General features: G+C 65.8%; 25 protein-coding genes. 11 read left to right on the top strand and 14 right to left on the bottom strand.

The genetic code is table 11. From position 1 onward, the window contains the following. Positions 1–56 precede the first annotated feature (56 nt). From BDOA9_RS11030 to BDOA9_RS11040, 3 genes are all read left to right on the top strand, one after another. Positions 57–560 carry a CAP domain-containing protein gene (locus tag BDOA9_RS11030; RefSeq protein WP_025033997.1) on the top strand — a complete coding sequence of 168 codons (504 nt, stop codon included), beginning with the start codon at positions 57–59 and terminating at the stop codon, positions 558–560. 78 nt (positions 561–638) lie between these two features. Beyond that, the gene (locus BDOA9_RS11035; protein WP_025033998.1) at positions 639–1814 is read left to right on the top strand and encodes a DUF3734 domain-containing protein; all 1176 of its coding nucleotides are present in this window, start codon (positions 639–641) and stop codon (positions 1812–1814) included. A gap of 1 nt (position 1815) precedes the next feature. Next, a complete protein-coding gene (locus tag BDOA9_RS11040; RefSeq protein ID WP_025033999.1) occupies positions 1816–2604 on the top strand; it encodes a 3-hydroxybutyrate dehydrogenase in 789 nt (262 codons plus the stop codon). A gap of 111 nt (positions 2605–2715) precedes the next feature. Here BDOA9_RS11040 and BDOA9_RS11045 read toward each other — a convergent pair whose 3' ends face one another. Together BDOA9_RS11045 and BDOA9_RS11050 are read right to left on the bottom strand one after the other, a co-directional pair. Beyond that, positions 2716–4074: a flippase gene (locus BDOA9_RS11045; protein ID WP_192859556.1), complete on the bottom strand. Its 1359-nt coding sequence runs from the start codon at positions 4072–4074 to the stop codon at positions 2716–2718. Positions 4075–4210: 136 nt separating this feature from the next. Next, positions 4211–5050 carry a protein-disulfide reductase DsbD domain-containing protein gene (locus tag BDOA9_RS11050; RefSeq protein WP_025034001.1) on the bottom strand — a complete coding sequence of 280 codons (840 nt, stop codon included), beginning with the start codon at positions 5048–5050 and terminating at the stop codon, positions 4211–4213. Positions 5051–5192: 142 nt separating this feature from the next. On the opposite strand from BDOA9_RS11050, the gene BDOA9_RS11055 reads away from it, so the two are divergent. Then, a complete protein-coding gene (locus tag BDOA9_RS11055) occupies positions 5193–5837 on the top strand; it encodes a YqgE/AlgH family protein (protein WP_025034002.1) in 645 nt (214 codons plus the stop codon). A 123-nt stretch (positions 5838–5960) separates the two neighbouring features. Here BDOA9_RS11055 and BDOA9_RS11060 read toward each other — a convergent pair whose 3' ends face one another. Then, positions 5961–6848, bottom strand: coding sequence for a TauD/TfdA dioxygenase family protein (locus BDOA9_RS11060; protein ID WP_025034003.1), 888 nt, complete (start codon positions 6846–6848; stop codon positions 5961–5963). 98 nt (positions 6849–6946) lie between these two features. Beyond that, positions 6947–7726, bottom strand: a complete 780-nt coding sequence (locus tag BDOA9_RS11065; protein WP_025034004.1) for an SDR family NAD(P)-dependent oxidoreductase — start codon at positions 7724–7726, stop codon at positions 6947–6949. 100 nt (positions 7727–7826) lie between these two features. Here BDOA9_RS11065 and BDOA9_RS11070 point away from each other — a divergent pair, with 100 nt between their 5' ends. Further along, positions 7827–8564: an SDR family NAD(P)-dependent oxidoreductase gene (locus BDOA9_RS11070; RefSeq protein ID WP_025034005.1), complete on the top strand. Its 738-nt coding sequence runs from the start codon at positions 7827–7829 to the stop codon at positions 8562–8564. 64 nt (positions 8565–8628) lie between these two features. Continuing rightward, positions 8629–9003, top strand: coding sequence for a CsbD family protein (locus BDOA9_RS11075; RefSeq protein ID WP_025034006.1), 375 nt, complete (start codon positions 8629–8631; stop codon positions 9001–9003). 169 nt (positions 9004–9172) lie between these two features. Here the strand turns inward: BDOA9_RS11075 and BDOA9_RS11080 are convergent, their stop codons facing one another. Next, positions 9173–10876 (bottom strand): SGNH/GDSL hydrolase family protein, encoded by a 1704-nt coding sequence (locus tag BDOA9_RS11080; RefSeq protein ID WP_025034007.1) that lies wholly within the window; start codon positions 10874–10876, stop codon positions 9173–9175. Positions 10877–11044: 168 nt separating this feature from the next. Beyond that, on the bottom strand, positions 11045–12430 hold the full coding sequence (locus tag BDOA9_RS11085) for a lytic murein transglycosylase (RefSeq protein ID WP_192859557.1): 1386 nt from the start codon (positions 12428–12430) through the stop codon (positions 11045–11047). Between the two features lie 202 nt (positions 12431–12632). Here BDOA9_RS11085 and BDOA9_RS11090 point away from each other — a divergent pair, with 202 nt between their 5' ends. Then, a complete protein-coding gene (locus BDOA9_RS11090) occupies positions 12633–13508 on the top strand; it encodes a UTP--glucose-1-phosphate uridylyltransferase (RefSeq protein ID WP_025034009.1) in 876 nt (291 codons plus the stop codon). Positions 13509–13654: 146 nt separating this feature from the next. On the opposite strand, the gene BDOA9_RS11095 is transcribed toward BDOA9_RS11090, so the two are convergent. Next, positions 13655–15151: a sensor domain-containing diguanylate cyclase gene (locus BDOA9_RS11095; RefSeq protein ID WP_025034010.1), complete on the bottom strand. Its 1497-nt coding sequence runs from the start codon at positions 15149–15151 to the stop codon at positions 13655–13657. 145 nt (positions 15152–15296) lie between these two features. On the opposite strand from BDOA9_RS11095, the gene BDOA9_RS11100 reads away from it, so the two are divergent. Next, positions 15297–15560, top strand: coding sequence for a DUF7662 domain-containing protein (locus BDOA9_RS11100; protein WP_025034011.1), 264 nt, complete (start codon positions 15297–15299; stop codon positions 15558–15560). Positions 15561–15605: 45 nt separating this feature from the next. Here BDOA9_RS11100 and BDOA9_RS11105 read toward each other — a convergent pair whose 3' ends face one another. Together BDOA9_RS11105 and BDOA9_RS11110 are read right to left on the bottom strand one after the other, a co-directional pair. Further along, on the bottom strand, positions 15606–18482 hold the full coding sequence (locus BDOA9_RS11105) for an EAL domain-containing protein (RefSeq protein ID WP_025034012.1): 2877 nt from the start codon (positions 18480–18482) through the stop codon (positions 15606–15608). Positions 18483–18635: 153 nt separating this feature from the next. Continuing rightward, complete coding sequence (locus BDOA9_RS11110) at positions 18636–19634, bottom strand: NAD(P)H-quinone oxidoreductase (protein ID WP_025034013.1); 999 nt, start codon at positions 19632–19634, stop codon at positions 18636–18638. Positions 19635–19752: 118 nt separating this feature from the next. Between BDOA9_RS11110 and BDOA9_RS11115 the strand changes: the two genes are divergently transcribed. Together BDOA9_RS11115 and rcdA are read left to right on the top strand one after the other, a co-directional pair. Then, complete coding sequence (locus BDOA9_RS11115; RefSeq protein ID WP_025034014.1) at positions 19753–19944, top strand: DUF1192 domain-containing protein; 192 nt, start codon at positions 19753–19755, stop codon at positions 19942–19944. Between the two features lie 605 nt (positions 19945–20549). Further along, positions 20550–21059 (top strand): protease adaptor protein RcdA, encoded by a 510-nt coding sequence (rcdA, locus tag BDOA9_RS11120; RefSeq protein WP_025034015.1) that lies wholly within the window; start codon positions 20550–20552, stop codon positions 21057–21059. Positions 21060–21222: 163 nt separating this feature from the next. On the opposite strand, the gene rpmE is transcribed toward rcdA, so the two are convergent. Then, positions 21223–21450 (bottom strand): 50S ribosomal protein L31, encoded by a 228-nt coding sequence (gene rpmE / locus BDOA9_RS11125; protein ID WP_025034016.1) that lies wholly within the window; start codon positions 21448–21450, stop codon positions 21223–21225. 196 nt (positions 21451–21646) lie between these two features. On the opposite strand from rpmE, the gene BDOA9_RS11130 reads away from it, so the two are divergent. Further along, complete coding sequence (locus BDOA9_RS11130) at positions 21647–23497, top strand: ABC transporter ATP-binding protein/permease (RefSeq protein WP_025034017.1); 1851 nt, start codon at positions 21647–21649, stop codon at positions 23495–23497. Positions 23498–23661: 164 nt separating this feature from the next. Here the strand turns inward: BDOA9_RS11130 and BDOA9_RS11135 are convergent, their stop codons facing one another. From BDOA9_RS11135 to BDOA9_RS11150, 4 genes are all read right to left on the bottom strand, one after another. After that, a complete protein-coding gene (locus tag BDOA9_RS11135; protein ID WP_025034018.1) occupies positions 23662–23868 on the bottom strand; it encodes a hypothetical protein in 207 nt (68 codons plus the stop codon). 78 nt (positions 23869–23946) lie between these two features. Beyond that, a complete protein-coding gene (locus BDOA9_RS11140; RefSeq protein WP_025034019.1) occupies positions 23947–24393 on the bottom strand; it encodes a GNAT family N-acetyltransferase in 447 nt (148 codons plus the stop codon). Continuing rightward, positions 24393–25421 (bottom strand): peptidoglycan -binding protein, encoded by a 1029-nt coding sequence (locus tag BDOA9_RS11145; RefSeq protein ID WP_025034020.1) that lies wholly within the window; start codon positions 25419–25421, stop codon positions 24393–24395. Before BDOA9_RS11145 ends, BDOA9_RS11140 begins: the two co-directional genes overlap by 1 nt. 153 nt (positions 25422–25574) lie before the next feature. Then, positions 25575–26588, bottom strand: coding sequence for a hypothetical protein (locus BDOA9_RS11150; protein WP_025034021.1), 1014 nt, complete (start codon positions 26586–26588; stop codon positions 25575–25577). Positions 26589–26685: the final 97 nt, after the last annotated feature.

Consider the following 26685-nt stretch of genomic DNA (forward strand, 5'->3'; position numbering starts at 1 on the left):
CCTTTCAGCCATTGTTGGTATGCAACAACGGCCCCCTCATCTGGGGGCTCCGATTCATGCGCGCTGCGGCCGCAATTCTCGTCATGTTGCTGCTCGCCGGCTGCGCCGGCAACGAAGCACCGGTCCAGCAGCCGTCGATGTATGCCGACATGGCGGTCCCGGGCTCCAAGCTCGACGTCCAGGCGGCTGCGATCATGATCTCGCAATACCGCCAGAACAACGGGCTCGGCACGGTCGTGGTCGATCCGGATTTGACACGGCTCGCCGAATCCCAGTCGGGCGCGATGGCGGCAGCCAACAAGATGGACCACGACGTCCGCGCGCCGCTCGCCAAGCGCCTGGCCTCAGGAGGTTATCCTGCCACCGTGGCGGTCGAGAACATCTCGGCCGGCTATCATACGCTGGCGGAAGCGTTTTCCGGCTGGCGCGACTCGCCTCCGCACCGCGCCAACATGCTCAAGAGCGGTGTCACAAAATTAGGCATCGCGGCCAGCTATGCTCCAGGCACCAAATACAAGGTGTTCTGGACCATGATCCTGGCCTCCACGGAGCCGCGATAAGCCAGACTTGATGCCGGGATGCATTGACGCCGCGGTGGAGTGTCGCCACGGTGGCCACCCTTTTGCTATTGTTCCCGCATGAGCGATCATAGTCCGGACACCGCAACTATCCCCACCAATGCGCAGCGCGTCCTGGTCCTCCAGGGCGGCGGCGCGCTCGGCTCGTACCAGGCTGGCGCCTTCCAGGCGCTGTGCGGCTACGGCTTCGATCCGGAATGGGTGGCCGGTATCTCGATCGGCGCCGTCAACGCCGCCATCATCGCCGGCAACGAGGGGCGCACCCGCGTCGAGCGGCTCAAGGAATTCTGGGAAATGGTGTCGGCCCCGGTGCCGTGGAAGCCGGTCGGCAAGAGCGACCACAGCCGCGAGCTGTTCAATTCCACCAGCGCCGCGCTGATCGCGACCTTCGGCGTGCCCGGCTTCTTCACGCCGCGCATTCCACCGGCGCCGCTGTGGCCGCCGGGGCATCCCGAGGCCGAAAGCTATTACGATACCTCGCCGCTGAAGAAGACGCTGGAGCGTCTCGTCGATTTCGACCGCATCAACGATTTGAAGACCCGCCTGTCGGTCGGTGCGGTCGGCGTCACCTCGGGCAATTTCAAGTATTTCGACAATTACGCGTTCAAGAAGCTCGGCAAGACAATCGGTCCCGAGCACATCATGGCCTCCGGCGCGCTGCCGCCCGGCTTTCCCTCCGTCGTCATCGACGGCGAGCATTATTGGGACGGCGGCATCGCTTCCAACACCCCGCTCGACTACGTGCTCGATGCCGAGGTCGAACGCGACATGCTGATCTTCCAGGTCGATTTGTTCTCGGCGCGCGGGGATCTGCCGAACTCGCTGCTGGAGGCGGCCGAGCGCGAGAAGGACATCCGCTATTCCAGCCGCACGCGGATGAACACCGACAAGAACAAGCAGATCCACAACGCCCGCCGCGCTGTGCGCGACCTGATCGGCAAATTGCCGGACTATCTCAAGAACGATCCTTCCGTCGAATTCCTGGCGAAAGTGTCGCGCGAAAGCACCGTCACCGTGGTGCATCTGATCTACCGCAGCAAGAACTACGAATCCTCGTCCAAGGATTATGATTTCTCGCACATTGCCATGGTCGAGCATTGGGATGCCGGCGTACGCGACGTGCACCTGTCGATGCGCCACAAGGACTGGCTGGAGCGGCCGCAGTCCGGCGAGACCATGGTGACCTACGATCTCACGGGGGACGTCACCGCGCCCCCGGCAAAAAGGAGTGAATAGAATGGGTATTCTGTCAGGCAAGAACGCCGTCGTGACCGGATCGACCAGCGGCATCGGGCTCGCCTACGCGCGCGCCTTCGCCGCCGCCGGTGCCAACGTCGTCATCAACGGTTTCGGCGCGCCGGAGGACATCGAGAAGGAGCGCGCCAAGATCGAGTCCGATTTCGGCGTCAAGGCGGTCTACTCGCCCGCCGACATGACCAAGCCCGCCGAGATCGCCGGCATGATCGCGCTCGGCGACAAGACGTTCGGCTCGGTCGATATTCTCGTCAACAATGCCGGCATCCAGTTCGTCTCGCCGATCGAGGAATTCCCGCCGGAGAAGTGGGACCAGATCATCGCGATCAACCTGTCCTCGGCCTTCCACGCCATCCGCGCCGCGGTGCCCGGCATGAAGAAGAAGGGCTGGGGCCGCATCATCAACACGGCGTCGGCGCACTCGCTGGTGGCTTCGCCCTTCAAGTCGGCCTACGTCTCGGCCAAGCACGGCATCGCCGGCCTCACCAAGACCGTGGCGCTGGAAGTCGCGACCCACAAGATCACCTGCAACTGCATCAGCCCGGGCTACGTCTGGACTCCGCTGGTCGAGAAGCAGATCCCCGACACGATGAAGGCGCGCAATCTGACGCGCGAGCAGGTCATCAACGACGTTCTGCTCGATGCGCAGCCGACCAAGGAGTTCGTCACCTCCGAGCAGGTCGCTGCGCTCGCACTGTTCCTGTGCAGCGACGACGCCGCCCAGATCACCGGCACCAATCTCTCGATCGACGGCGGCTGGACCGCGGAGTAAGAGGCGGTGCCGTAGGGTGGGCAAAGGCGCGCCAGCGCCGTGCCCACCATTTTCCGCGACCGAGAGAGACGGTGGGCACGCTCCGCTTTGCCCACCCTGCGATTCCAATCACTATTTCCCGAACGCCAGCACGTGCAGCCCCAGCCGCTGCCGCACGATCCAGAACAGCAGCACCGTCTCGAAGGTGAGCGAGATCGAGGTCGCAGCCGCCGCGCCGTGGCCGCCGTAGCGCGGCACCAGTGCGATGCAGAGCACGAGGTTCATCACGAAGGCTAGCGCGTAGGCCAGCGCGCAGACCTTCTGCTGGCCGAGCATGTTGAGCAGCCGCTCCACCGGGCCGATCGCGGCGCGCACCACGAGGCCGATCGCGGCCACGAACATGATGTCGTAGCCGATCACGAATTGCGGCCCGAACAGCCAGAGCAGCGGCTTGCCGAGCGCGAGCAGCACGATGGTTGCCGCCAGCGACGGCCAGAACGTCCAGGTGATGGCGTGCGCGACATAGGCCGACAGCCGTGCCTTGTCGCCGCTGGCATTGTATTCGGCGAAGCGGTGCGCCGTCGTCGCGGACATCGCGTAATGGATGAACGAGACCAGCGCCAGCGTCTTCACCACGGCGAAATAGACGCCGACCTCGTCGGACGGGCGAAATTGCTGCAGCACCAGCACGTCGGTGTAGGACAAGAGCAGGTAGAAGCTCTCGACCAGCAGGATCGGCAGCGAGACGGCGAGCCAGCCCTTGACGTCATAGGCCTTCGGCCCGGGTGTGATGTGATCGGCGAGCTTGCGGTTCAGCACCACCATCTGCCCGGCCATCGCGATCCACACCGCAGCCAGGCTCGCCACCATCGCGGCGACCGCGCCGAGATGGTAGCCGAGCAGGAAGGCGAGCGCCGTGATGCCGATGATCAGCGCCTGGCGGATGATGAATTGCGGCATCAGGCCGAGCCGCATCCAGTCGTGCGTGCGCGCGATGCCGTCCTGGGTGTTGGCGACGACGAAGGCGGGCAGGGTCATGCAGCCGATATAGAGCGGCAGCACCTCGGCCGGATCGATCCAGGGCGACAGCAATGTGACGATGCCGGCAAGGCCGAGCGACACCAGCGTGGACACGGCGAAGGTCAGCCAGCGGCTGCCCGAGAGGAAGCCGCGCAGCAGCGCCTGCGCGCCGCTGGCGCGGTACTCCGGAATGATCTTTTGCGCGGAAGCCGAGATGCCGAAATCCATCATGCTGCCGAGCAGCAGCACCCAGGTCCAGACATAGACGTAGATGCCGTAATCGGACGTGCCCATCCAGCGCGCCAGCAGCACCTGCGAGACATAAGCGAGACCGGCACTGACGACGCGGATGACGAAGATGGTGCCGGCGAGCCGCCGCGTCAGCGACGCCTCGCTCGATCCGCCCGCGAGCCTGGCGCGCAGCCGCGCGACCAGCCCGGCCGGTCCGGTCGTTGCGGGTGGTGCATCCATCACGGCCAATTCGAACAATCCCCAGCGACCTGCAGCAGCAGGTGAGGGATTAGCAACCATTCGTTAAGATTCGGTTGGGCGGGGTGTCGTGACCACGCTCAGCTGGAGCTCAGCAACGCACGCGCGCCGTCCGACCTCACTCCAAATTCGTATTGAACTCGTACGCCTTCTCCGGCCCGACCAGCGTGAGTTTCAGCGCGGCGCCCTCGGGCTTGGCGCCCGGCGGCAATCCGTCGAGCTCGAACGAGAAGCGCACGACCCCCGGCGGGCCGTGCTGCACCGGCGCCGGAATCGGCAGCGCCCAATCGGGTGTCGGTCCTTCCACGAACAGATTGACGTTGCGGCTGTCAGGCGCCACCACGTCGACCACCACGTTCTTGGGCCCGTCACGCTTGACGTCGCGAATGGTGAGCGGATTGGGATCGCCGATATTTGCAGGCTTCGGCACGGTGTCGAGCGCGGCACGCAAGTTCGCATCCTCGGTCGAGGCGACGCTGTTGAAGCCGAGCTCGGCGCTGGCCTCCACGGGAATGCAGAGCTTCTCGCACACCGCGTAGTTGATCTCCGCGCGCAAGGTCACCGGCTTGTCCGCGGCCTTGGGGACGATACGCAGGGGAAGCACGATCTGGTCGCGATAGCCGATCGAATGGCCGCCGGCACCGTCGTCGAATTTCAGGGGGGCCGGCCACATCACCGTCACCGCTTCGACATTGTCGGACTTGGAGAAGTCGAACCGGGGTGGAACGCCGGAATCGCCGGGCGATCGCCAGTAGGTCTTCCAGCCGGGCTGCAGCTGGAAGGCAATACCGCCGAGCAGAACCGCGCCGCTGCGCGATCCCGCCAGCAGCCGCACCGCGGAATGTCCATCGCGCTGCCACGGCGATGCGTCATCGGCATGGGCCGCGATGGAGAGCGACGACGCGAGCAGGGTTGTCGCGACGCCAATCGCCGCACGCAGGGGAACAATGCTGGACATGGCACGTCTTTACAGGGTCGCCCAGGGCCAAACCATTGAATTGCTTGTGATGGATGCACTCGAATCAAGCCGCCGCAAGCCTTGATTTGACAGCCGCCCGGCCCGACATCAGGATAGGAATTCAAACCGGAGTGCTTGAGCGATGGCTCCCACAGGCAAGAGGACGGGCGAAAGCACCCGCAGCTCGGGCGCCGCGCCGCCCAGTTCGGGCGGCTATCTCGACGGCCGGCTCCTGATCGCAATGCCCGTGATGGGCGATTCCCGCTTCGAGCGCTCGGTGATCTATCTCTGCGCCCATTCGGCGGAAGGTGCGATGGGCATCATCGTGAACCACCCCGCCGGCAGCATCGACTTCCCCGAGCTGTTGCAGCAACTCGGCATCATCAAGAAGGGCGAGCACATCAAGCTGCCGGAGAACGCCGAAAGCATGAAGGTGCTGCGGGGCGGGCCGGTCGACACCGGGCGCGGCTTCGTGCTGCATTCCAGCGACTTCTACATCGAGAACGCGACGCTGCGGATCGATGACGGCGTCTGCCTGACCGCGACCGTCGACATCCTGCGCGCGATCGCCAACGGCTCCGGCCCCAAGCACGCCATCCTCGCGCTCGGCTATGCCGGCTGGGCGCCGGGCCAGCTCGAGACCGAGATCCAGAGCAACGGCTGGCTGCATTGCGACGCGGATGCGGATCTGATCTTCGGCGACGACGTCGACGACAAGTACAACCGCGCCTTGCAGAAGATCGGCATCGACCCCGGCATGCTCTCGAACGAGGCCGGGCACGCGTAGCTGGCGGAGTGCTTGGTACAGCTCTCCCAATCGTCATTGCGGGCGAAGCGAAGCAATCCAGAATTTTTCCACGGAGGCAGTCTGGATTGCTTCGTCGCTTCGCCCCTCGCAACGACGACAGGGCTACTCCGCCGCCTGCTGCTGCACCGTCGGCTCCGTGCCCGCCACCGTCGCGCGGCGCATGTCGCGGGGCTGCGACTGGTCGTAGCGGCGGACGCGGTGCATGGTCTGGCGGTTGTCCCACATCACGAGGTCATGCAGCTTCCATTTGTGCACGTAGACGAACTCGGGCTGCGTGGCGTGCTCGTTCAGATCGCGCAGCAACAGCCGCCCCTCGGGCACGCTCATGCCGACGACCTTGCCGGCATGCGATGACAGATACAGCGATTTGCGGCGATGCACGGGGTGGGTGCGCACCAGACGCTGCAGCACCGGCTTGAACATCTCCTTCTCGTCGTCGGTGTATTCGGTGAAGCCGAGCGATCCCCGCGAATACATCAGCGAGTGCTCGCAGACGAGATCCTCGATCTCCGCCTTGGTCTCGTCGTCGAGCGCGTCATAGGCCGCGCGCATGTCGGCGAATTCGGTGTTGCCGCCCTTCGGGTTCACCACGCGCGCCGACAGCAGCGAGAACTTTGCGGGGATGGGACGGAACGAGCTGTCCGAGTGCCACAGGCAATTGCCGAGGTTGAACAGATTGGCGCGGCTGTCCTTCGGCAGCGGCTTGCCGTCCTTGCCGAGGTTGGAGACGTCGTTCAGGCCCGAGGTGAGGCGGTGTTCATCCGCCTTGGTGATGTTGCCGCCGCGCGCCTCCTCGCGCTGGCCGAAATTCAGCGCGAAGGCCATCTGCTGCTCGTCGGTGATGTCCTGGTCGTGGAAGACGAGCACCGCGTACTTGTCCATGGCGGCCTCGATCTCGCGCGCCTCGTCCGGCGTGAGAGGCTTGCGCAGATCGAGGCCGGAGACCTCGCCGACGAAATGTTTCTGAAGCTGCCGGATGGCGATGGTCATGGTGTTTTCTCCCGCATGTGCGAGCGGTTTCCCCGCTCTGTTTGTGCAAAAAAATGACTCCCGCATCCGGCGATGTCAACGCGCCGCGCGCATGGCTCTCACGCGTTCCGCGCCATCAGTCCGCCGTCGACCGGGATCACCGCGCCGGTGAGGAAGGACGCGGCGGGCAGGCACAGGCTCAATGTCATATGCGCGACCTCTTCAGGGTCGCCGTAGCGGCCGAGTGCGGTGCGGCGCTTGGCGTAGATGGTCTTGTGCTCCTCGGAGATGCGGTCGGTGATGGCCGTGCGGATCGGCCCCGGGCAGATGCAGTTGACGGTGATGCCCTCGCGGCCGAGCTCCACCGCCAGCGAGCGGGTGAGGCTGGCAACGCCACCCTTCGCGGCCGAATAGGGGCTGTGCAATGCGGTGGCACCGAGCGCCTCGGTCGAGGCGATGTTGACGATGCGCGGGCTCTTCGACTTGCGCAAGTGCGGGAGCGCGGCACGGATGATGCGTGGATGCGCCGTCAGCATCACGGCGATGCCCTTCGTCCAGGCCTCCTCATAGGCCTCGTCGTCGATCGCGACACGCACGGAGATGCCGGCATTGTTGACGACGATGTCGAGGGCGCCGAAATGCGCGGCGACATCGCCGACCACGCGCTTGATCTCGCCGCCATCGGCGACGTCGAGCTTCCACGCTCTTGCCGCGCCGCCGCGCGCCGCAATCTCCCTGGCGACGTCATGCGAGCCATGCTCGTCGAAATCGGTGACGGCGACGTTCGCACCTTCGTTGGCGAACACGCGTGCGGTGGCGCGCCACATGCCGCTGGCCGCGCCGGTGACGAGCACGGTGAGGCCCTTCACGGACCGGCTGAGCTCCCTGACGTCGGACATGCTGTTTCCTCGCGTTGCGCTGGCTCTTGTTGTGATTGACAAGGCTGGCATCGATCCGCAGACAGGTCAAACAAGCAGGCAACAACAGGGGAGGCCGACAATGGCAAGCGAGCTCGATTTCTCAGGCAAGCAGGTGCTGGTGGTCGGCGGTTCCAGCGGCATCGGCAACGGCATCGCGCAGGCCTTTCGCGCCAAGGGCGCAGCCGTTGCGGTTTGCGGCACGCGTGCTCGCGCAGCGGAATATTCAGCCGACGAAGGCTCCGATCTCGAAGGTCTTGCCTACGCGCAGCTCGACGTCGGCAATCCCGGCGCGATCGAAGCATTCAAGCCGTTGTTCGATCGTCTCGACATCCTGGTGCTCGCGCAGGGCGCGGTGCTGTATCGTCGCGGCGAATTCGAGATGGCGGGTTTCCGCAAGGTCGTCGAGGTCAACCTGATGAGCCTGATGGCCTGCGCGACGCGGTTTCATTCCATGCTGCGGGACGCGAAGGGCGCGCTGATCATCGTCTCCTCGACCGCGGCCTATCATTCCACCATGGGCAATCCTGCCTACAATGCGTCCAAGACCGGCGCCGTCGGATTGACGCGGACGCTGGGCGAGGCCTGGGCCGAGGACGGCATCCGCGTCAACGGCATCGCGCCCGGGCTCGTCGACACCAAGATGACGAAGGTGACGACCGACAATCCGAAGCGGCTGGAAGGCGCGCTCGCGCGCATCCCGCTGCGGCGGTTGGGCACGCCAGCCGACATGGCGGGCGCGGCGTTGTTCCTCGCTTCCCCGCTGTCGTCCTACATCATCGGCCAGACGCTGGTCGTCGATGGCGGTCTCATTCTGTAGGCGAGGCCAAGGAACCGCGCTGCGTCTGATCGGTTACTTCGGCTGACCACCGAGGAGGATCATCATGGACACGGATCGGATTGTTGGATCGGCGAAGGAATATGCTGGGCGCGCGGAAAGCGCGATCGGAGACGTCGCAGGCGACGCCAAGACGCAGGCATCGGGCAAGGCGCGGGAAGCTGCGGGCACGGTGCAGAATCTCTACGGCCAGGCCAAGGATGCCGTGCGCGATGCTACCGACACTGCCGCGGGCTATGCCAAGGAGGCCTATGAGAACAGTGGCGAGACTTTCCGCGACGGCTCGAAGGCCATTGCGCAGAAGGTGCAGGATAACCCCCTCGGCGCGCTGCTGGTTGCCGGGGGCATCGGCTTCGCGCTGGCGCTGCTGATGTCGCGTCCCGCTCGCCGCCCGCCGTCACGCTGGCGCTATTACGGCTGATTGAATCTACGTATTGCTCTGGTGCCCCGGACGCGCTGCAGCGCCAAAGCGCTGCGGCGCAGAGCCGGGGCCCATTCTTTTGAAGTCGATGCTGGGTCCCGGCTCTGCGTCGCATCACCAAGAGGTGCTGCGCCGCGTCCGGGACACGAACTTCAACTTGTCTGACAGCTTACCGGAGCACTTCCGCCGACCGTCCGACATTGCCCGGCGGGCGCGGGATCGCGGGGGGCGGATTCGGGTTGCGCGGTCCGGGCGCCGGCGCCAGCTGGCGCGGGGCCGGCGGGGGCTGCGGCGAGCCGAAGCCGAAGAAATCCCTGAACGACGGCGTTGCCTGGGCCGGCAGTTGCGGGGCGACCGGCGGCTTCTTCGGCGCGAGCTTTGGCGCGATCGCGGCGGCCGCGCCCGGTGCGCCCTGAGCCGCGCCGCCGTCCGGCGTCGTTGCCGCCATCGGCGTATCGCCCTTGGCCTGCTCGCGGCCGACTTCCCGGCGCGGCCAGGCATAATCGTCGGCACGGCCGGCCGGAGCTGCCAGCGGCTCACCCTTCACCATGGTCCTGGCGGCGAGCGCATCGACGGCGGCGGGACGCGTACCTGGACCGCCCAGCAATTGATCGGTCGAGATCGAGGCTGCAACCAGCGGCACGATCGGCCCGGCCAGCGGCCGCGGTGCGGGCTTGCCCGGCTCGGCGCTGGTGTCGGGCGTCGCGGGCTCGCTCGGCAGCGCGATCGGACCGGAGCGTCCGGCAAGCAGGCGCGTGATCTCACGCTCGACATAGTGCGCGAGTTTTCGCGCGCCCGGCTTTGTGAAGTAGACGCCGTCGGAGCTGCGGAGCTGGCGGATCTGGCCTTCGAAGTCGGGGCCCTTCTGCAGGAAGCGGCCGGCTTCGTCGACGAAGCCGTCCCACACGTCGACATAGGTGATGCCGGCCTTGGCCGCGCCCTCACGGTAGAGCGAATCCAGGAACAGCGTGTCCGCGGTGCCTTTCGGTCCACGAACTGCGGGCAGGCCGACCCAGAGCACCGGCACGCCCTTGGCCTTGAGCACGCCCGCGAGCTCCTCGATCTTCTTGCCGTAGAGCTCGACCCAGCGCTCGTCGCGGAATTCGTAGAGGCCGTTGGGGTTGCGCGCGGTCTTTTCGGGCGCGGCCGCCGGCGTGTCGGCATTGTCGGCGTCGTCCTGCGGCAGGTCGGCATCGGCAGGCTTATCGTCCGGCTTGGCGGCGCTGTCGGGCTTGGCGTCACCGGGCTTCGCCGGTGGCTTGGCGCGCGCGCCCTTGTCGTTCTTCTTGTCCTTGTCCTTCTCCGCGGCCGCCTTGTCGGGTTTGTCGGCGGCCGGCTCGCGGATCGCGACGCGGTCGTTGAGGCCGAGCATGACGACGATCACGTCGGGCTTTTCGGTCTCGAGAATGCCCTTCGCCGCCGCGGCCCAATCCGCGGGTTCGCCCTTGGGCTGGTACTTGATCAGGCCGGACGTGGTCCTGTGCTTGCGGATCACGCCCATATCGGGCTGCTCGGCGTAGGCGTCTTCGAGGCCATAGGCGAGCCAGTCGGCCATGGCATCGCCGATCACCAGCACGTTCTTCTCGGGAATGGTGTCGCGCTTGGCCGGCGCCGGCGCGCGCGAAAAATCCTGGCGGGGCGCCTGCGGCGGTTGCTGCTGGAACGGTTGGAAGAAATCGCCGCCGAACCATCCGCCACCTCCGCCGCCCCGTGGTGGTGGGGCCGAACGCTGCGGCGGGCCGCCGAAGCCGGGGAAGTTGAAGAACTGCGCCGAAGCGGGGGCCGCTACCGACACCAGGATCGCAAGCGCCGTCCCCAGCGCGATCAACGGGCCGGTCTCGGTCAGCGCCTTGAACAGGGACTTCTTCGACATGCGATCTCGGGCACGCGCAAGGGGGATGGAGCTAGCTCGATATAATAACGGAATCAGGCGCCAAACGGGCAAATTCCATCGCAGATTCTTGTCCATAGATCGGGGAACACCGGTCCCGGTCAAGGCTATCGGCCAAAATCCCCCTTCAAGGTTACTTCAGGCACGATTTTACCGCCCGCGTAGCCGGTCCAGCACGTCCGAGTTGGCAAAACCGTCGGCGGGGGCCCCGATCGAGGCCTGGAAGTTGCGCAGGGCTTCCCTGGTCTGGCCCCCGAACTGGCCGTCCGGGGTGCCCTTGTAGAAGCCGCGCTGGGCCAGCAGCTGCTGCAGCTCCAGCCGCTCGGTGCGCGACAGCTCGCGCTCCTGTCGCGGCCAAGGCTGCACGAAGGGCTGTCCCCCGCGCAGGCGGTCGGCGAAATGGCCGATCGCCAGCGCATAGGCCTCAGCCGGATTGTACTTCATGATGACGCGGTAATTCTGCAGCATCAGGAAGCCGGGTCCCTGGGCGCCGGCCGGTGCGAGCAGGTAGGCCTTGTCTGCCGGGTGCGGGAAAGGCTGGCCCGTCGGACGCTTGAGCCCGAGCTTCTCCCATTGCGCGATCGGCATCGCCTTGGCGCGGTCGGCCAGCATGTAGTTGAAGCCCTGCGGCACCACGACCTCAAAGCCCCAGGTCTGGCCGGGCTGCCAGCCGTCCTTCTTCAGGTTGTTGGCGGTCGAGGCAATCAAATCGGTCGGATTGTCGACGACGTCGCGCCGGCCGTCGCCGTCGCCGTCCACCGCGAAGCGCTTGAACGCGGTCGGCATGAACTGGGTCGGGCCGAACGCGCCGGCCCAGGAGCCGCGCAGCTGCTCCGGCCTGAGATCGCCGCGGTTGAGAATCTCCAGCGCGGAGAGGAACTCGTCCTTGAAATAGGCCTGGCGGCGGCCGATGCAGGCGAGCGTCGCGGTCGATTGCAGCACGCTGCGGTCGCCCATCTGCGTCGAGTAATTGGACTCGATGCCCCAGATCGAGGCGATGATGTAACGGTCGACGCCTGTGGCCTTCTCGGTCGCGTCGAACTGCGCCTTGTATTTGGCGAGGACCTCGCGGCCCTTGGCGAGGCGGTTGTCGTTCACCAGGATGTCGAGATAGTCCCAGATCGACTTGGTGAATTCCGGCTGCGAATCCATCAGGTCCATGATGCGCAGGTCGGGCGAGAGCCCGGCGGTGAAGCGCTGGAAGTTTTCCTGCGTGACGCCGCGCCGTGCGGCATCGGGCCACATCGCAGCAACGCAATTGTTGAAGTTGCCGGCAGCCTCGCGGATCGCGGCAGCCGTCATCAAGGGATGGCCGGAGGCGCCGTCCTCGCCGCTCCATGGCAAAGCGCCCGCCGGCGCGCCGCTCGGGCCAGGCGAGGGCTGCGCGGGTGCCGGGTTCGATCCCGAGAAGATGCCGCCGAACAGGTTGGACAGGCCGTTCTGCGCCTGGGCGTGCGCGCCAGCCGGCAGCAGCAAAGCGGCCGCAACGACTGTTCCGCCAGCCCGTCTCGCCAGTCCTGCAATTGATTGCATCATATTCCACCCGTCGGCCTGAAACCCGCCACAGGAGGCCTGGTCAGCGTTGCCAATAGCTTAACAAAGGTGAAATTTTGGTGACGGCCTTTTTCTCATCTCCGTCGGGGCAAGGCCCCACATCCGCCTTTGTTGGCGGCTGCAAACAGGCTAGCAAGAATGCCATTGCTCCCGTCCAAGTGCCCCAAGGTATTCGATCGGTCCCATGAAGATTCGCAAAGCCGTATTCCCCGTCGCCGGTCTCGGCACCCGTGTCCTGCCTGCCACCAAGGCGATGCCGAAGGAAATGCTGACCATCGTCGACAAGCCGCTGATCCAGTACGTCTATGACGAGGCGCGGGAGGCCGGGATCGAGCACTTCATCTTCGTCACCGGCCGTAACAAGAGTGTCATCGAAGACCATTTCGACCGGATGTACGAGCTCGACGCCACGCTGGCCGCGCGCGGCAAGAAGGCCGAGCAGGACGTCCTGGCGCAGAACCAGCCCGAAGCCGGTGCGGTCAGCTTCACCCGCCAGCAGGCGCCGCTCGGCCTCGGTCACGCGGTCTGGTGCGCGCGCGACATCGTCGGCAACGAGCCGTTCGCGGTGGTGCTGCCGGACGAGCTCGTGCTCAATACGCCCGGCTGCCTGAAGCAGATGATCGAAGCGGCTTCCTCGGTCGGCGAGAAATCCAACCTGGTCGCGGTCGAGGCGGTGCCTGATCATCTCACCCATCAATACGGCATCTGCGGCGTCGGCAAGCGCACCGGCAAGATGTTCGAGGTCGACGGCATGGTCGAGAAGCCGGCCAAGGGCACCGCGCCCTCCAACCTCTCGATCACCGGCCGCTACATCCTGCAGCCCGAGATATTCAAGATCCTGGAGACTCAGGAGCGCGGCGCCGGTGGCGAGATCCAGCTCACCGACGCCATGATCGGGCTTGCCAAGACGCAGAAATTCTACGGCGTCGAGTTCGAAGGCGAGCGCCATGATTGCGGCTCCAAGCCCGGCTTCCTGCGCGCCAACATCGCATACGGCTTGAAGCGCCCCGAACTGCGCGATGGGCTGATCGCGGAGATGAAGAAGTATCTGGGGCAGTAGCTCCCGCCGTCATTGCGAGCCAACGGGTCCGCGCGAAGCGCGGCCCGATGACAGGCTCCGCGAAGCAACCCAGAATCTTTCCGCGGAGAAAGTCTGGATTGCTTCGTCGCAAGAGCTCCTCGCAATGACGACGGCGAAAGAGCGCCTCACGCCACCAGCGACAGCGGCGGCAGGCTGGCCACCACCGACTGATTGCGCCCACCGGCCTTGGCGGCATAGAGCGCCTTGTCGGCGGCGGCAACCAGCAGCGGCCAGTCCATGCCGGCGGCGGGGACGAGGCTGGCGATGCCGCAGGACACCGTCGACATCGCCTGATCGTCGGACCAGCCCTGCACCTTGAGGCGGATCATCTCCGCCACCTTGAAGGCGTCGGCGGCCGAGGTGTTCGGCAGCAGCACCGCGAATTCCTCGCCGCCATAGCGCGCCGCGCAATCGCCGGCGCGGCTCACCGAATCGGAAATGCAGATGGCGATGCCGACCAGCACCTGGTCGCCGGCCTGGTGGCCGAACGTGTCGTTGTAGGCCTTGAAGTGATCGGCATCGATCATGAGCAGCGCGATCGGCGCCTTCTGGCGCATCGCGCGGCGCCATTCGACGTCGATGACGGAATCGAACTTGCGGCGGTTCTTCAGCCCGGTGAGCGCATCCGTCGTCGCCATCTCCTCGAGCTTGCGCTCGGCCTCGGCGCGCCGGCCGATCTCGCGCGCGAGCACGAGCGTCGATCCCAGCACGAACAGGATGAGTGCCAGCACCACGGCGCCCATGCGCAGCGCCTCCTTCTGCCAGAGCGCGAACACCGCGGCCAAAGGCTTGCCGGCAACCACGAACAACGGACCATTGTTCTTGCTGCGGACATAGAGTCGCGGCGTCGAATCGACCGGGCCCTGCCCCGAATAGGAGGCCCCGACCCTGAGATTGTCGGCCTTCCAGTTCTGGCGGTCGTTCAGGTTCGTGCCGATGACGTCGAGATCGAACGGCCGCCGCATGATGATGGTGCGGTCGCGCTTGAGCACGGTGATGGTGTCGGCGGGGTCGAGGTTGAGCCGGTCGAAGAATTCGTGGAAATAGCTGAAGCGGATCGAGCCGGCGACGACGCCCATGAAGCCGCCGTCCGCGTCGCTGATGCGCCGGCTCAGCACGATCGAGTAGGCGCCGCGAAACAGCATCGGACGGCTGATGTACAGCCCCGCGTCGGGATTGTCGCGGTGAACCCTGAAATACTCTTCCTCGCTGCGGTCTTCCGGCAGCGGATCGAGCGTGGAGGCATCGATGGTCAGCCGGCCTTCGGCGTCGAACACCTGGACGGCGCCGAAATGCCTGGCAGTGGTGGCGTGGTCGAACAGGATCAGGTGACGGATCGACTTGGAGACCGTCGCCAGCTCCGGCAGCAGCATGTTGCTGGCGACCGCCTTCAGCGACAGATCGTAGATCTCGACGTTGCGGCTGACGTCGGACTCGATCGTGGTCGCGAGGTTCTCGAGCGTCTGGCGGGCGAGCGCCTCCTCGCCGCGGCGCATGTCGAGCATGACGTTGACGCAAATGGCGGAAAAGCCGATCACCGTCACCACGGACGAGATGATCAGCAGCTTCGCCGAGATCCGCCACGGCCGACGGGCCGCAGCGTCGCGCCATCCAGAGAACATTGTTCGCTCCTGTCCATAGTGGATGCGCCCGAAAGCTTGAGTAGTGTTTAAGCCGCGACGGCGCTGCCGCAATGAGTTAAGAATCGGTTTATGCGGCTGACGGTTTCGAGCAGCCTGACCCTTCGCCCCTGACGAGAGGACGAGTGTGAACGACTACGACGCGTTGCGCGATTATCTGCTGCGGCAGAAGCAGGAGGAGCTCGTGCTGAGCTTCGATCAGATCGAGGAGATCATCGGCGCGGCGCTGCCGCGCGCGGCCCAGCGTGCCTCGTGGTGGGACAGCCTGCGCAGCCCCGACATCCAGATGCCGCAACGCGAAGCCTGTCTCGCCGCCGGCTTCGTGGCGACGCGCATGCCGGACGGCCAGAGCGTGCGGTTTACAAGGCGGAAGAACGACAGGCGGCGGTAGCGCGGCTGGCGACGCTGCCCACCCTCCAGGGGAGGGTAAGAGAGCCTAGCTCGCCGCTTCGAGCCGGACTTCCGTCAGCAGCCGCATCGCCGCGTCGGCATCCATCGGCTCGCCGAAGGCAAAGCCTTGCGCGTATTCGCAGCCCATCTGGTAGAGCTCGACGGCGTCCGAATCCGTTTCGGCGCCCTCGGCGACGACGTCCATGCCGAGATCGTGCGCGAGCGCGATGATCGACTTCAGGATCACGGGGCGGGTGCCGCGGCTGGTGGTGCGCACGAACGACTGGTCGATCTTGATGGTGTCGAACGGGAAGCGCTGCAGATAGGCCAGCGAGGAATGGCCGGTGCCGAAATCGTCGAGCGACAGCCCGGTGCCGAGCTCGCGGATCCGGGTCAGCATCTGCGCGGCGTGCTCCGGATTCTCCATCACCAGCGATTCCGTCAGCTCGAGCTTGAGCGTGCCGCGGGCCACCGAGGAGCGCGACAGCACGGTGCGGATGTCGTGGATGAGGTCATGGCGCAGCAGCTGCCGCGACGAGACGTTGACGGAGGCGAAGATCGGCTCGCGCGAACGCATCGCGCGCTGCCACACCGAAAGCTGCTTGGCGGTCTGGTCGAGCACGAACATGCCGAGGTCGACGATCAGGCCGGTCTCTTCCGCAATCGTGATGAACTCCGAGGGCGCCATGCGTCCGAGCTTCGGATGATCCCAGCGCGCCAGCGCCTCGAAGCCGGCGACGGAGCGATCCTCCAGCCGCACGATCGGCTGGTACAGGATCGTGATCTCGTGGCGCTCGATGGCGCGGCGCAATTCGCTCTCCAAGGTCAGGCGATCGGTCTTCCGCGCGCGCATCGCCGGCTTGTAGACGTCGATGCGGTCGCCGCCGATGCGCTTGGAGTGGTACATCGCCAGCTCGGCGTCCTTGATGATCTCGTCCGTGAGCTGGGTTTGCGGATCGGACAGCGCGAGGCCGATCGAGGCCGTGAGGAAGATCTCGCGATCGTTGAAGGCGATCGGCGCGCGGATGGTCTTGCGGATGGTCTCGGCGAAGGCGGTGATGCGGGCCGGGTCCTGCTCCGAGAGCAGGATCAGGCCGAACTGGTCGCCGGCCATCCGGGCCAGCGTGTCCTGCGGCTTCAGGATGCGGGTGAGCCGGCGGGCGAGGGTGAGCAGGATCGAATCGCCGACCGCAATCCCGACGGAATCGTTGACCTGCTTGAAGCGGTCGAGGTCGATCACCATCAGCGTCGGCCGCAGCGTCGGCATGGTCTTGGCGAAATGCGCGACCGCACCCAGCCGGTCCATGAACAGCTTGCGGTTGGGCAGGCCGGTGAGATTGTCATGCACGGAATCGTGCAGCAGGCGCTCCTCGGCGTTGCGCAGCTCGGTGACGTCGGTCAGCGTGCCGACCACGCGCGAGACCTCGCCGTCCGAGCCGACCACCGGGCGCGCTTTCAGCGCGAACCACATGAAATGGCCGTCCGGGGTGCGCAGGCGGAAATCCTGCACCAGGCGGCCGCGGCGCTGGTCGAGCACGCTGTCAAGCGCGGCGCGGAAACGGTCCTGGTCGAGTGGATGCAGCACCTCGAGCCAGGAGGCAGCCGGGCCTTCCAGCGTGCCGCGCTTCAGCCCGAGCAGGGCTTCGGTCTCGGGGCTGGTGAACACCTTGTCGGCGGAAACGTCCCAATCCCAGATCAGGTCGCCCGAGCCGGCCAGCGCCAGCGCGCGACGCTCGATGTCGGAGACGACGCCGGTCGAGGCGCCGCCGCCGGCAAAGGCGTGCTGCATCACCGTGAAGCCGATCAGCATCACGATCAGCACGAGACCGCCGAGCAGGGCCGGGCCGACGATGTCGTTGGTGACGGAGCCGGCCACCGTCATGCCGGCCGCGACCACCCAGACCACCAGGAGGAACCAGGTCGGGATCAGCAGCACGGCGCGGTCGAAGCCGTGGGTGGAGAGATAGACGATCAGCGCAAAGCCGGCGAAGGCGATCAGCACCAGCGAGATGCGGGCGATGCCGGAGGCCACCGCCGGATCGAACAGCGCGAGCGCCACCAGTGAGCCGAGGAAGGCAAGCCAACCGACCGTGATGTGCGAATAGCGCACATGCCAGCGGCTGAGATTGAGATAGGCGAACAGGAACACCAGCAGCGTCGCCGCCAGGATCGCTTCGCCCGCCGCGCGCCAGATGCGCTCGGCGTTGTTCGACATGTCGAGCACCTTGCCCCAGAAGCCGAAATCGACGCCGATATAGACCAGCACCGCCCAGGCCAGCGCGGCTGCGGCCGGGAACATGATGCTGCCCTTCACCACGAACAGGATGGTCAGCACCAGCGCCAGCAGGCCGGAGATGCCGATCACGATGCCCTGGTACAGCGTGAAGGAGTTGACCTTGTCCTTGTAGGCTTCCGGCTCCCACAGATAGAGCTGCGGCAGCTTGTCGGTGCGCAGCTCGGCGACGAAGGTGACGACGGCGCCGGGGTCGAGCGTGATGCGGAACACGTCGGCGGTGGCGCTCTCCTGCCGTTCCGGCCGGTCGCCGATCGAGGGCGTGATGGTGGCGATGCGCGACAGGCCGAGATCGGGCCAGAGCAGTCCCGAGGAGACGATGCGGTAATGCGGCGCGACGATCAGGCGGTCGAGCTGGTCGTCGGTGTTGTTGGCGAGCGCGAACACCACCCAGTTCTGGCCGCCTTCGCGAGCGCGCACCTCGATGCGGCGGACGATGCCGTCGGTGCCGGGCGCGGTGGAGACCTGGATGCGATCGGCATCGCTGCGCTGATGCTCGAGCACGCTGGTGAGGTCGATCGCGGGCGCGTCGCTACGGACGCTGACGGCGTCGAGCGCGCGCGCGGGATACGCGGCGACGAGAATCATGAGGCCCAGCGCGATGGGCGCGAGGCACCTGATCAGACGCAAGGTCAGTTCTCCGCGTTCGACGCAAACTCGTCAGTGCAAGGCGAATTTAGAAGGCGATGTCAGACCGGACCGATGTGGTTCGGTGCGTCGCGATAGATGCCACGAAAGCGAGGAAAATCAAAGGGTTTCCGGTTTGCCCTGTGGGCCAGCGGCCTAGGCCTCCAACACAATTTTGCCAATATGTGCGCTGGTTTCCATGCGCCGGTGCGCGTCAGCCGCCTTTTCCAGCGGGAAAGTGCTGTCCATCACCGGCTTGATGCGGCCTTCGCGCAAGAGCGGCATCACTTTCTGCTCGATCGCGGCCACCATGGCCGCCTTGTCCGCATTACTACGGGGGCGCAAGGTCGAGCCGGTATGGGTCAGGCGCTTGACCATCACCTTGGCGATGTTGACGCTGACCTTGGGGCCGTTGAGGGTCGCGATCTGGACGATGCGGCCGTCGACCGCGGCGGCATCATAATTGCGATCGACATACTCGCCGGCGACCATGTCGAGGATCAGGTTGACGCCGACATTGTTGGTCTCAGCCTTGACCACGGCGACGAAGTCTTCGCTCTTGTAGTTGATGGCGCGGTCGGCCCCCAGCTTGAGGCAGGCGTCGATCTTGTCCTGCGATCCCACGGTGACGAACACTTTTGCGCCGAAGGCTTTCGCGAGCTGGATCGCCATGGTGCCGATGCCGGATGAGCCGCCATGGATCAGTAGCGTTTCGCCGGCCTTGAGGACGCCGCGTTCGAACACATTGTGCCAGACCGTCATCAGGGTTTCCGGCAGCGCGCCGGCCTCCTTGATCGACAGCGCCGGCGGCACGCTCATCGCCTGGGCATCCTGCGCGATGCAGTACTGCGCATAGCCGCCGCCGGCGACCAGCGACATCACCTTGTCGCCGACCTTGTGCCGCTTGGCGTTGCTGCCGACCGCAACCACCTCGCCCGCAATCTCCAGGCCCGGCAGGTCGCTGGCGCCCGGCGGCGGCGGATAGGCTCCGGAGCGCTGCGCGACGTCCGGCCGGTTGACGCCGGCAGCTTCGACCTTGACCAGGATCTCGTCGGGACCAGGCTGCGGAACGCTGCGTTGTTCCGGCACCAGCACCTCCGGTCCGCCGGGCTTGGAAATGGCGACCACGGTCATTTGCGCGGGCAGCTTGTCCATGATGTGTCCTTGAGCAAAGGTGCGGGAGGAAACGAAGCCCTTGCTTAGCCAGCGCGGTGCAGGCTGGCAACCGCCTTGGGCCGTGTGGTCCGGTGCGCGGACGAGAGGAGGAACGACGATGCCGGTGGAAGACGACGACCGCCCGCGCAAGAAGATCAGCCATGAGATTGGACAGGACCTCTCGCTCTTGTCGGTGGAGGAACTGACCGAGCGCGTCGCGCTGCTCAAGACCGAGATCGCAAGGCTGGAAGAAGCCGCCACCAGGAAGCGCGCCTCGCGCGATGCGGCCAACAGTATTTTCAAGTCGTAGGAATTCACGACGCTCGTGTCCCGGACGCGGTGCGACACGCAGTGACGCTCCGCAGAGCCAGGACCCATGCCTCTCCAAAGCCATCTCGCCTTGTCATTCCGGGACGGCGCGGAGCGCCGAGCCCGGTATCCATAACCACCAGCCGTTGAAACTGGCAGGCGGGCCACTCCATCGTCCTGGGGTTATGGATTCTCAGATGCGCAATTGCGCATCGTAGCTCGCGACTTCGTCGCGCTCCGGAATGATGAAGAGCGTTGTTCCGCACTACATTCGGCCACTGGCCGACATGGCTAACGAAATCTCAAAAAATTAGCTCGTTTACTTCGGATTAAGCTTTCGGGTTTATGACTGGAACTGTCCTCGTTTGGACACCGAGTGGCTCCTGTCCACTCTGTTTGACGCCTCCCTGTTATCAACTTTCAAAGCCGCCGGTCTTCCGGCGGCTCTTTTTTGCGTCCATTCCCGGTTAAGTTCGCCAGGATTGACCCCCGGAAACCATATCCGCGCTTGTCACTGGACTCCGCGTCTCGCCCGCGCAATGATTTGTTCATCATAAGCCGGCGCCAAAGCCGGGCAGTCAAACAGTTGCGTAAGAGGCGTTAACCATGGAACGTTTGCAGGCCGACGGCGCTCTCGTTCAGCTCAGCGAGCGATTCACCAATTCGGCGGCGTTCGGCAATTTGTTCCGTGAGGGCATGGACCTCGTCGAGGAGACCGCCGCCTATCTCGACGGCGCCGGGCGCGTCGAGGCCAAGGCGCTCGACCGCGCCGTCAGCCTGACCTATGCGACCGAGAGCATGCGTCTCACCACGCGCCTGATGCAGCTCGCCTCCTGGCTGCTGCTGCACCGCGCCGTGAAGGAAGGCGAGATGACGCTGAGCCAGGCCAACCGCGAGAAGACCAAGGTCAAGCTCACCGCCGCCGATCCCGGCCCGGCCGACACCATCGAGAAGCTGCCCGCGCAGCTTCAGGACCTGATCCATCGCTCGATGAGCCTGCAGACCCGCGTTCGCCGCCTCGACAGCACGATCCACACCCCGCCGGCCGAGCAGATCGCGATCGGCAACCCCCTGGTGCCGCACCTCAACGCGCTGAAGGCCGCGTTCGAGCGGTAGGGACTATTGCCGTCATTGCGAGCGAAGCGAAGCAATCCAGAAATCTCTCCGCAGAGGCAGTCTGGATTGCTTCGTCGCAAGCGCTCCTCGCAATGACGGTAGCCCCAAAACAAAACGCCCCCGGTTCTGCCGGGGCGTTTTCGTCTCCAGCCTTGCGGCCGGCTCAATCCTTCTTGAGGAAGCCCGAAAACTTCTTCTGGAAGCGCGAGACGCGGCCGCCGCGGTCCATGATCTGGGCGTTGCCGCCGGTCCAGGCCGGGTGCGACTTCGGGTCGATGTCGAGGTTCAGCGTGTCGCCTTCCTTGCCCCAGGTGGAGCGGGTCAGGTACTCGGTTCCGTCGGTCATGACGACCTTAATCGTATGATAGTTCGGGTGAATTTCGGCTTTCATGGCAATTCCTCGGCGCTTCGGCGCCTTCTTGGGTGGTCGCGAATGACGGATTTGGGCGGCTCTATACCTCACGAAACCCTGCAAAACAAGCCATGCTGCCGCGGTGAACCGGGTTTGCCCCTAAGGGACATCCCGGATTTGCCACTACTCTTGCACCGGCCTATTGGGAGCAAACGAATGCAATGGGTCGGATCTCATGAGCGCAGTGGAACGGCTTGATGACCAATATGTCGATCAGCCCGGAATGAACGCCGCGGACACACCCTCGATCGAGGCCGAGCTGATCGAAGCGCCGGCCAAGGGCCGCGCCAAGCTGCGGCCGCTGCTCGCGCTCGCGCCCTATGTGATCCGCTATCGCGGTCGGGCGGCGCTGGCCTTCGTCGCGCTGACGATCGCAGCGCTGACCACGCTGCTGGTGCCGGTCGCGGTGCGCAGGATGATCGATTTCGGCCTGACGCCCGAAGGCATCGAGCTGATCAACAGCTATTTCTCGGTGATGCTCGCAGTCGTCGCCGTGCTCGCGATCGCCAGCGCCGCGCGCTACTACCTCGTGATGAGCATCGGCGAACGCATCGTCGCCGATCTCCGGCGCGACGTCTTCGCCCATCTATTGTCGCTCTCCCCGGCCTTCTTCGATTCCGCGCGCAGCGGCGAATTGATCTCGCGCCTCACCGCCGACACCACCCAGCTGAAATCGGCCGTCGGCGCCTCCGTCTCGATCGCGCTGCGCAACATGATGATGTTCCTCGGCGCAACGGCGATGATGGTGATCACGAGCCCGAAACTCTCCGGCTTCGTGCTGCTCGCCATTCCCCTGATCGTGCTGCCGCTGGTCGCGTTCGGGCGTTGGGTGCGGCGCCTGTCGCGCAATGCGCAGGACACGCTCGCCGACGCCTCCGCCTATGCCGGCGAATTGGTCGGCGCGATCCGCACCGTGCAGGCCTATACCAGCGAGGGCTTCGCCGAGAAGCGTTTCGGCGGCGAGGTCGAGCAGGCCTATGAAGCCGCGCGCACCTCGACCCAGGCCCGCGCCGTGCTGACGGCGATCATCATCTTCATCGTGTTCGCGAGCGTGGTCGCCATCCTCTGGATCGGCTCGCATGATGTGCTGTCAGGCGCGATCACGCCGGGCCGGCTCGGTCAGTTCGTGCTGTATGCGGTGTTCGCCGCAGCCGGCCTCGGCCAGCTCAGCGAGGTCTGGGGCGAGGTCTCGGCAGCATCGGGCGCGGCCGAGCGGCTGTTCGAGATCCTCCACGTCCAGCCCGAGATCACCGCGCCTGCGACGCCGCTTGCGCTGCCGGTGCCGGCGCGCGGCGAGGTCGGCTTCGATCGGGTCAGCTTCGCCTATCCGGCGCGGTCCGACGTCAAGGTGCTCGACGCGGTGTCGTTCACCGTGCGCCCCGGCGAGAAGGTCGCGATCGTCGGTCCCTCCGGCGCCGGCAAGAGCACCATCTTCCATCTGCTGCTGCGCTTCTACGATCCGCGCAGCGGGACGATCTCGCTCGACGGCGTGCCGGTCAAGTCCGCCGACCCCGGCGATTTCCGCGCGCGCATCGCGCTGGTGCCGCAGGAATCCGTGGTGTTCGCCGCCAGCGCCCGCGAGAACATCCGCTTCGGCCGGCCCGATGCGAGCGATGCCGAGGTCGAGCGCGCCGCCGAGCTCGCCCATGCCGCCGAGTTCATCCGCCGCCTGCCCGAAGGTTTCGAGACCGCGCTCGGCGAGCGCGGCGTGACGCTCTCCGGCGGCCAGCGCCAGCGCATCGCGATCGCGCGCGCCATCCTGCGTGATGCGCCGCTGTTGCTGCTGGACGAAGCCACCTCCGCGCTCGATGCCGAAAGCGAGACGCTGGTGCAGACCGCGCTGGAAGAATTGATGCGCCACCGCACCACGCTCGTCATCGCCCATCGCCTCGCGACCGTGCTGTCCTGCGACCGCATCCTGGTGATGGATCAGGGCCGGATCGTCGAGCAGGGCACGCATTCCGAGCTGGTAGCGGCGAACGGGCTCTATGCGCGGCTGGCGCGGCTGCAGTTCGAGGGGGCGTGAGAGGGCTTCGATTGTCACCACAACGACGGCGTCATCGCCCGCGAAGGCGGGCGATCCAGTACGCCGAGACAGTCGTGAGCAATCGAGAAGCCGCGGCGTACTGGAATCCCCGCCTTCGCAGGGAATGACAGTCGAGATTTTGGCGGAAGCTTCGCATACGAATGTCATTCGCACTTCGGCGAGAGCGCCGGCACGTTCGGCCACAGCCAGTTTTTCCAGCTGCCGTCCTCGCCAACGCAGGCGGGTACCGCAGGATCGTTCGTATCGAGCTGCGTCGCAAAGCGCTGGTCGACGTAGCTCGTCGACACATAGCCGGCGATGATGACGCCGAGAAAGACTGTGGAACCCTTGGTGAGATCGCGCAGCTGCATCGATCGTCTCCATCCGTTGCCGTCGCTACTCTGGCGATAACGATTAATGGACGTCCGGGGATCCCGGCGTGACGGGCCTCACGCCCGCCACACCATCTTCAGCACCGGCCGGCCCGAGGTCGGGTTCACGTCATCTCCGGCATGGGCAAAGCCGTTGCGCTCGTAGAAGCGGATGGCGCGGGCATTGTCCTTGTTGACGAGCAGCGTGATACCCGATGGCGACAGCCGCTTGGCCTCGTCCACCAGCAGCCTTGCGGCGTCGGAGCCCCAACGCGCGGGATCGACCACGAGCTGGTCGAGATAGCCTTCGCCGTCGATGGTGACGAAGCCGGTGATGGCGCCGTCCTGTTCGGCGACCACGATCGACGCCTTCGGCACCAGGTCCTTCAGCCAGCGCTCGCGCCACCATGCCAGCCGGGCCGCGAAATCGATCTGCGGATAGGCCTGCTGCCAGCTGCGATGCCAGAGCTCGATCGCGGCGGCTTCGTCGGAGGCCGCGTAGGGGCGGAGGTGGAGCGCGCTCACTATCGCTCCGTCAGCTTCAGCTCGATGCGGCGGTTGCGCTTGTAGGCCTCTTCCGTGTTGCCGGTGTCGAGCGGCTGGAATTCACCGAAGCCGGCCGCGACGAGGCGCTGGGCGGGCACGCCGAGCGAGACCAGATATTGCACCACCGAGATCGACCGCGCCGCGGACAGGTCCCAGTTCGACTTGAAGTTCGCGCCGCTCACCGGCCGCACGTCAGTATGGCCGTCGACGCGCAGCACCCAGGGGATGTCGCTCGGGATCTTCTTGTCGAGCTCGATCAGCGCGGCTGCCAGGGTGTCGAGCTCGGCGCGGCCCTCGGGCAGCAGCACCGCCTGTCCCGTGTCGAAGAACACTTCGGACTGGAACACGAAGCGGTCGCCGACGATGCGGATGTCGGGCCGGTTGCCGAGGATGGCGCGCAGCCGGCCGAAGAATTCCGAACGGTAGCGCGACAATTCCTGCACGCGCTGCGCCAGGGCGACGTTGAGGCGGGAGCCCAGATCGGCGATGCGGTTCTGGGATTCCTTGTCGCGCTTCTCGGAGGCGTCGAGCGCCTCTTCCAGCGCCGCCAATTGCCGGCGCAGCGCGCTGATCTGCTGGTTCAGCACCTCGATCTGCGCCAGCGCCCGCGCCGAGACCGCCTTCTCCGAGTCCAAAGCCTTGCCGAGCTCGGCGGTCTTGCCTTGCGCGTCGTTGCCGGCGGCCGCCAGGCCGTCATAGAGGCCCTTGATGCGGTCGCGCTCGCTCTCGGCCGAGGCGAGCCCGGCTTTCAGCGACGAGACCTGGTCGTCGAGCGTGAGCTTGCCGAGCTTCTCCAGCGACAGCAGCTCGTTGAGCTGGGCGATCTTGGCATTGAGCTGCTCCAGCGCCTTGTCCTTGCCGGTGACCTCCTGCGACAGGAAGAACTGCACCACCAGGAACACCGACAGCAGGAACACGATCGACAGCACCAGCGTCGACAGTGCGTCGACGAAGCCGGGCCAGTAATTGAGGCCGCCTTCGCTGCGGCGGGCGCGGGCAAGAGCCATGTTATCCGTCTCCACTCACGTGTCCCGGACGCGCTGCAGCGTGCAACGCTGCTGCGCAGAGCCGGGACCCATTCCTCGTTTCTCTGGGCCCCGGCTCAGCAGCGCATCACTGCGTGATGCGCTGCGTCCGGGGCACGAAATCCAGCCCTTTCGCTAACTCTTCTCGGGCTGGCGCGCGATCCGCTCCAACAGGCGGCGGATCTCGCGGTTCTGCTCGCCCTGGCCGTCGGCCCATTCGCGGATCATCTGCTGCTCGGTCCGCATGTGCGAGACCAGCGCCTGGATCGCTTCGGCAAGGCTCGCCATCGCCGCCGTGGTGCTGCGGCCGGCGCTGCCTTCCTCGAGCACGGAACGCAAGCGCTCGACCGCCGCCTGCAGCTCGCCGCTGGCGAGGCCGCCGCCGGACGCGACAGGCACCTCGCCGTTGCCGTATTCGCGCACGGTGGTGGCGAGCCAGTCTTCGAGGTCGGTGTAGAAGCGGTTCTGCGCCTGGCTCGATTGCAGATCGAGGAAGCCGAGGATCAGCGAGCCGGCGAGGCCGAACAGCGATGAGGAGAACGAGATGCCCATGCCGCCGAGCGGGGCGGCGAGGCCCTCCTTCAGCGTGTCGAACAGCGCGCCGGAATCGCCCCCGACCTTGAGCCCGTCGATCACCTTGCCGACCGAGCCGACCGTCTCGATCAGGCCCCAGAAGGTGCCGAGCAGGCCGAGGAAGACCAGGAGGCCGGTCATGTAGCGGGAGATGTCGCGGGCCTCGTCGAGGCGCGTCGCGATCGAATCGAGCAGGTGCCGCATCGTGGTCTGGGTGATGGTCATCCGCCCCGAGCGCTCCCCGCCGAGGATCGCCGCCATCGGCGCCAGCAGCTTGGGGTGGCGGGCCGGCGCCAGGCCGGGATCGGCGACGCGGAAATTGTTGACCCAGGAGACCTCGGGATAGAGCCGGATCACCTGGCGGAAGGCCAGGATGATGCCGATGAACAGCACCCCGCCGATCAGGGCGTTGAGCCCGGGATTGGCGAAGAAGGCCTGGATGATCTGCTTGTAGAGCACCACGCCCACCAACGTGCAAAGCACCAGGAAGACCAGCATCCGCACCAGGAAGACGCTGGGCGAGGACAGTTTGGTGTACTCGATGTCCATGGTGGATCGGGAAGTGCCAGACCGCATGCCGGTATCATCCGTTACGTAAAGCTTGCTTGCGGCGCGCACTATGGCACAGCGCCGGCCCAAAAAAAGCGCCGGATGCGCCGATTTCGGGGACAGT

Source organism: Bradyrhizobium sp. DOA9, assembly GCF_000617845.2.
Taxonomy (GTDB): domain Bacteria; phylum Pseudomonadota; class Alphaproteobacteria; order Rhizobiales; family Xanthobacteraceae; genus Bradyrhizobium.

Excerpts from the sequence above, each read along its gene's own strand:
- BDOA9_RS11030 (WP_025033997.1), top strand. The coding sequence starts at position 57 with ATGCGCGCTGCGGCCGCAATTCTCGTCATGTTGCTGCTCGCCGGCTGC.
- BDOA9_RS11035 (WP_025033998.1), top strand. The coding sequence starts at position 639 with ATGAGCGATCATAGTCCGGACACCGCAACTATCCCCACCAATGCGCAG.
- BDOA9_RS11040 (WP_025033999.1), top strand. The coding sequence starts at position 1,816 with ATGGGTATTCTGTCAGGCAAGAACGCCGTCGTGACCGGATCGACCAGC.
- BDOA9_RS11045 (WP_192859556.1), bottom strand. The coding sequence starts at position 4,074 with ATGGATGCACCACCCGCAACGACCGGACCGGCCGGGCTGGTCGCGCGG.
- BDOA9_RS11050 (WP_025034001.1), bottom strand. The coding sequence starts at position 5,050 with ATGTCCAGCATTGTTCCCCTGCGTGCGGCGATTGGCGTCGCGACAACC.
- BDOA9_RS11055 (WP_025034002.1), top strand. The coding sequence starts at position 5,193 with ATGGCTCCCACAGGCAAGAGGACGGGCGAAAGCACCCGCAGCTCGGGC.
- BDOA9_RS11060 (WP_025034003.1), bottom strand. The coding sequence starts at position 6,848 with ATGACCATCGCCATCCGGCAGCTTCAGAAACATTTCGTCGGCGAGGTC.
- BDOA9_RS11065 (WP_025034004.1), bottom strand. The coding sequence starts at position 7,726 with ATGTCCGACGTCAGGGAGCTCAGCCGGTCCGTGAAGGGCCTCACCGTG.
- BDOA9_RS11070 (WP_025034005.1), top strand. The coding sequence starts at position 7,827 with ATGGCAAGCGAGCTCGATTTCTCAGGCAAGCAGGTGCTGGTGGTCGGC.
- BDOA9_RS11075 (WP_025034006.1), top strand. The coding sequence starts at position 8,629 with ATGGACACGGATCGGATTGTTGGATCGGCGAAGGAATATGCTGGGCGC.
- BDOA9_RS11080 (WP_025034007.1), bottom strand. The coding sequence starts at position 10,876 with ATGTCGAAGAAGTCCCTGTTCAAGGCGCTGACCGAGACCGGCCCGTTG.
- BDOA9_RS11085 (WP_192859557.1), bottom strand. The coding sequence starts at position 12,430 with ATGATGCAATCAATTGCAGGACTGGCGAGACGGGCTGGCGGAACAGTC.
- BDOA9_RS11090 (WP_025034009.1), top strand. The coding sequence starts at position 12,633 with ATGAAGATTCGCAAAGCCGTATTCCCCGTCGCCGGTCTCGGCACCCGT.
- BDOA9_RS11095 (WP_025034010.1), bottom strand. The coding sequence starts at position 15,151 with ATGTTCTCTGGATGGCGCGACGCTGCGGCCCGTCGGCCGTGGCGGATC.
- BDOA9_RS11110 (WP_025034013.1), bottom strand. The coding sequence starts at position 19,634 with ATGGACAAGCTGCCCGCGCAAATGACCGTGGTCGCCATTTCCAAGCCC.
- BDOA9_RS11115 (WP_025034014.1), top strand. The coding sequence starts at position 19,753 with ATGCCGGTGGAAGACGACGACCGCCCGCGCAAGAAGATCAGCCATGAG.
- rcdA (WP_025034015.1), top strand. The coding sequence starts at position 20,550 with ATGGAACGTTTGCAGGCCGACGGCGCTCTCGTTCAGCTCAGCGAGCGA.
- rpmE (WP_025034016.1), bottom strand. The coding sequence starts at position 21,450 with ATGAAAGCCGAAATTCACCCGAACTATCATACGATTAAGGTCGTCATG.
- BDOA9_RS11130 (WP_025034017.1), top strand. The coding sequence starts at position 21,647 with ATGAGCGCAGTGGAACGGCTTGATGACCAATATGTCGATCAGCCCGGA.
- BDOA9_RS11135 (WP_025034018.1), bottom strand. The coding sequence starts at position 23,868 with ATGCAGCTGCGCGATCTCACCAAGGGTTCCACAGTCTTTCTCGGCGTC.
- BDOA9_RS11145 (WP_025034020.1), bottom strand. The coding sequence starts at position 25,421 with ATGGCTCTTGCCCGCGCCCGCCGCAGCGAAGGCGGCCTCAATTACTGG.
- BDOA9_RS11150 (WP_025034021.1), bottom strand. The coding sequence starts at position 26,588 with ATGCGGTCTGGCACTTCCCGATCCACCATGGACATCGAGTACACCAAA.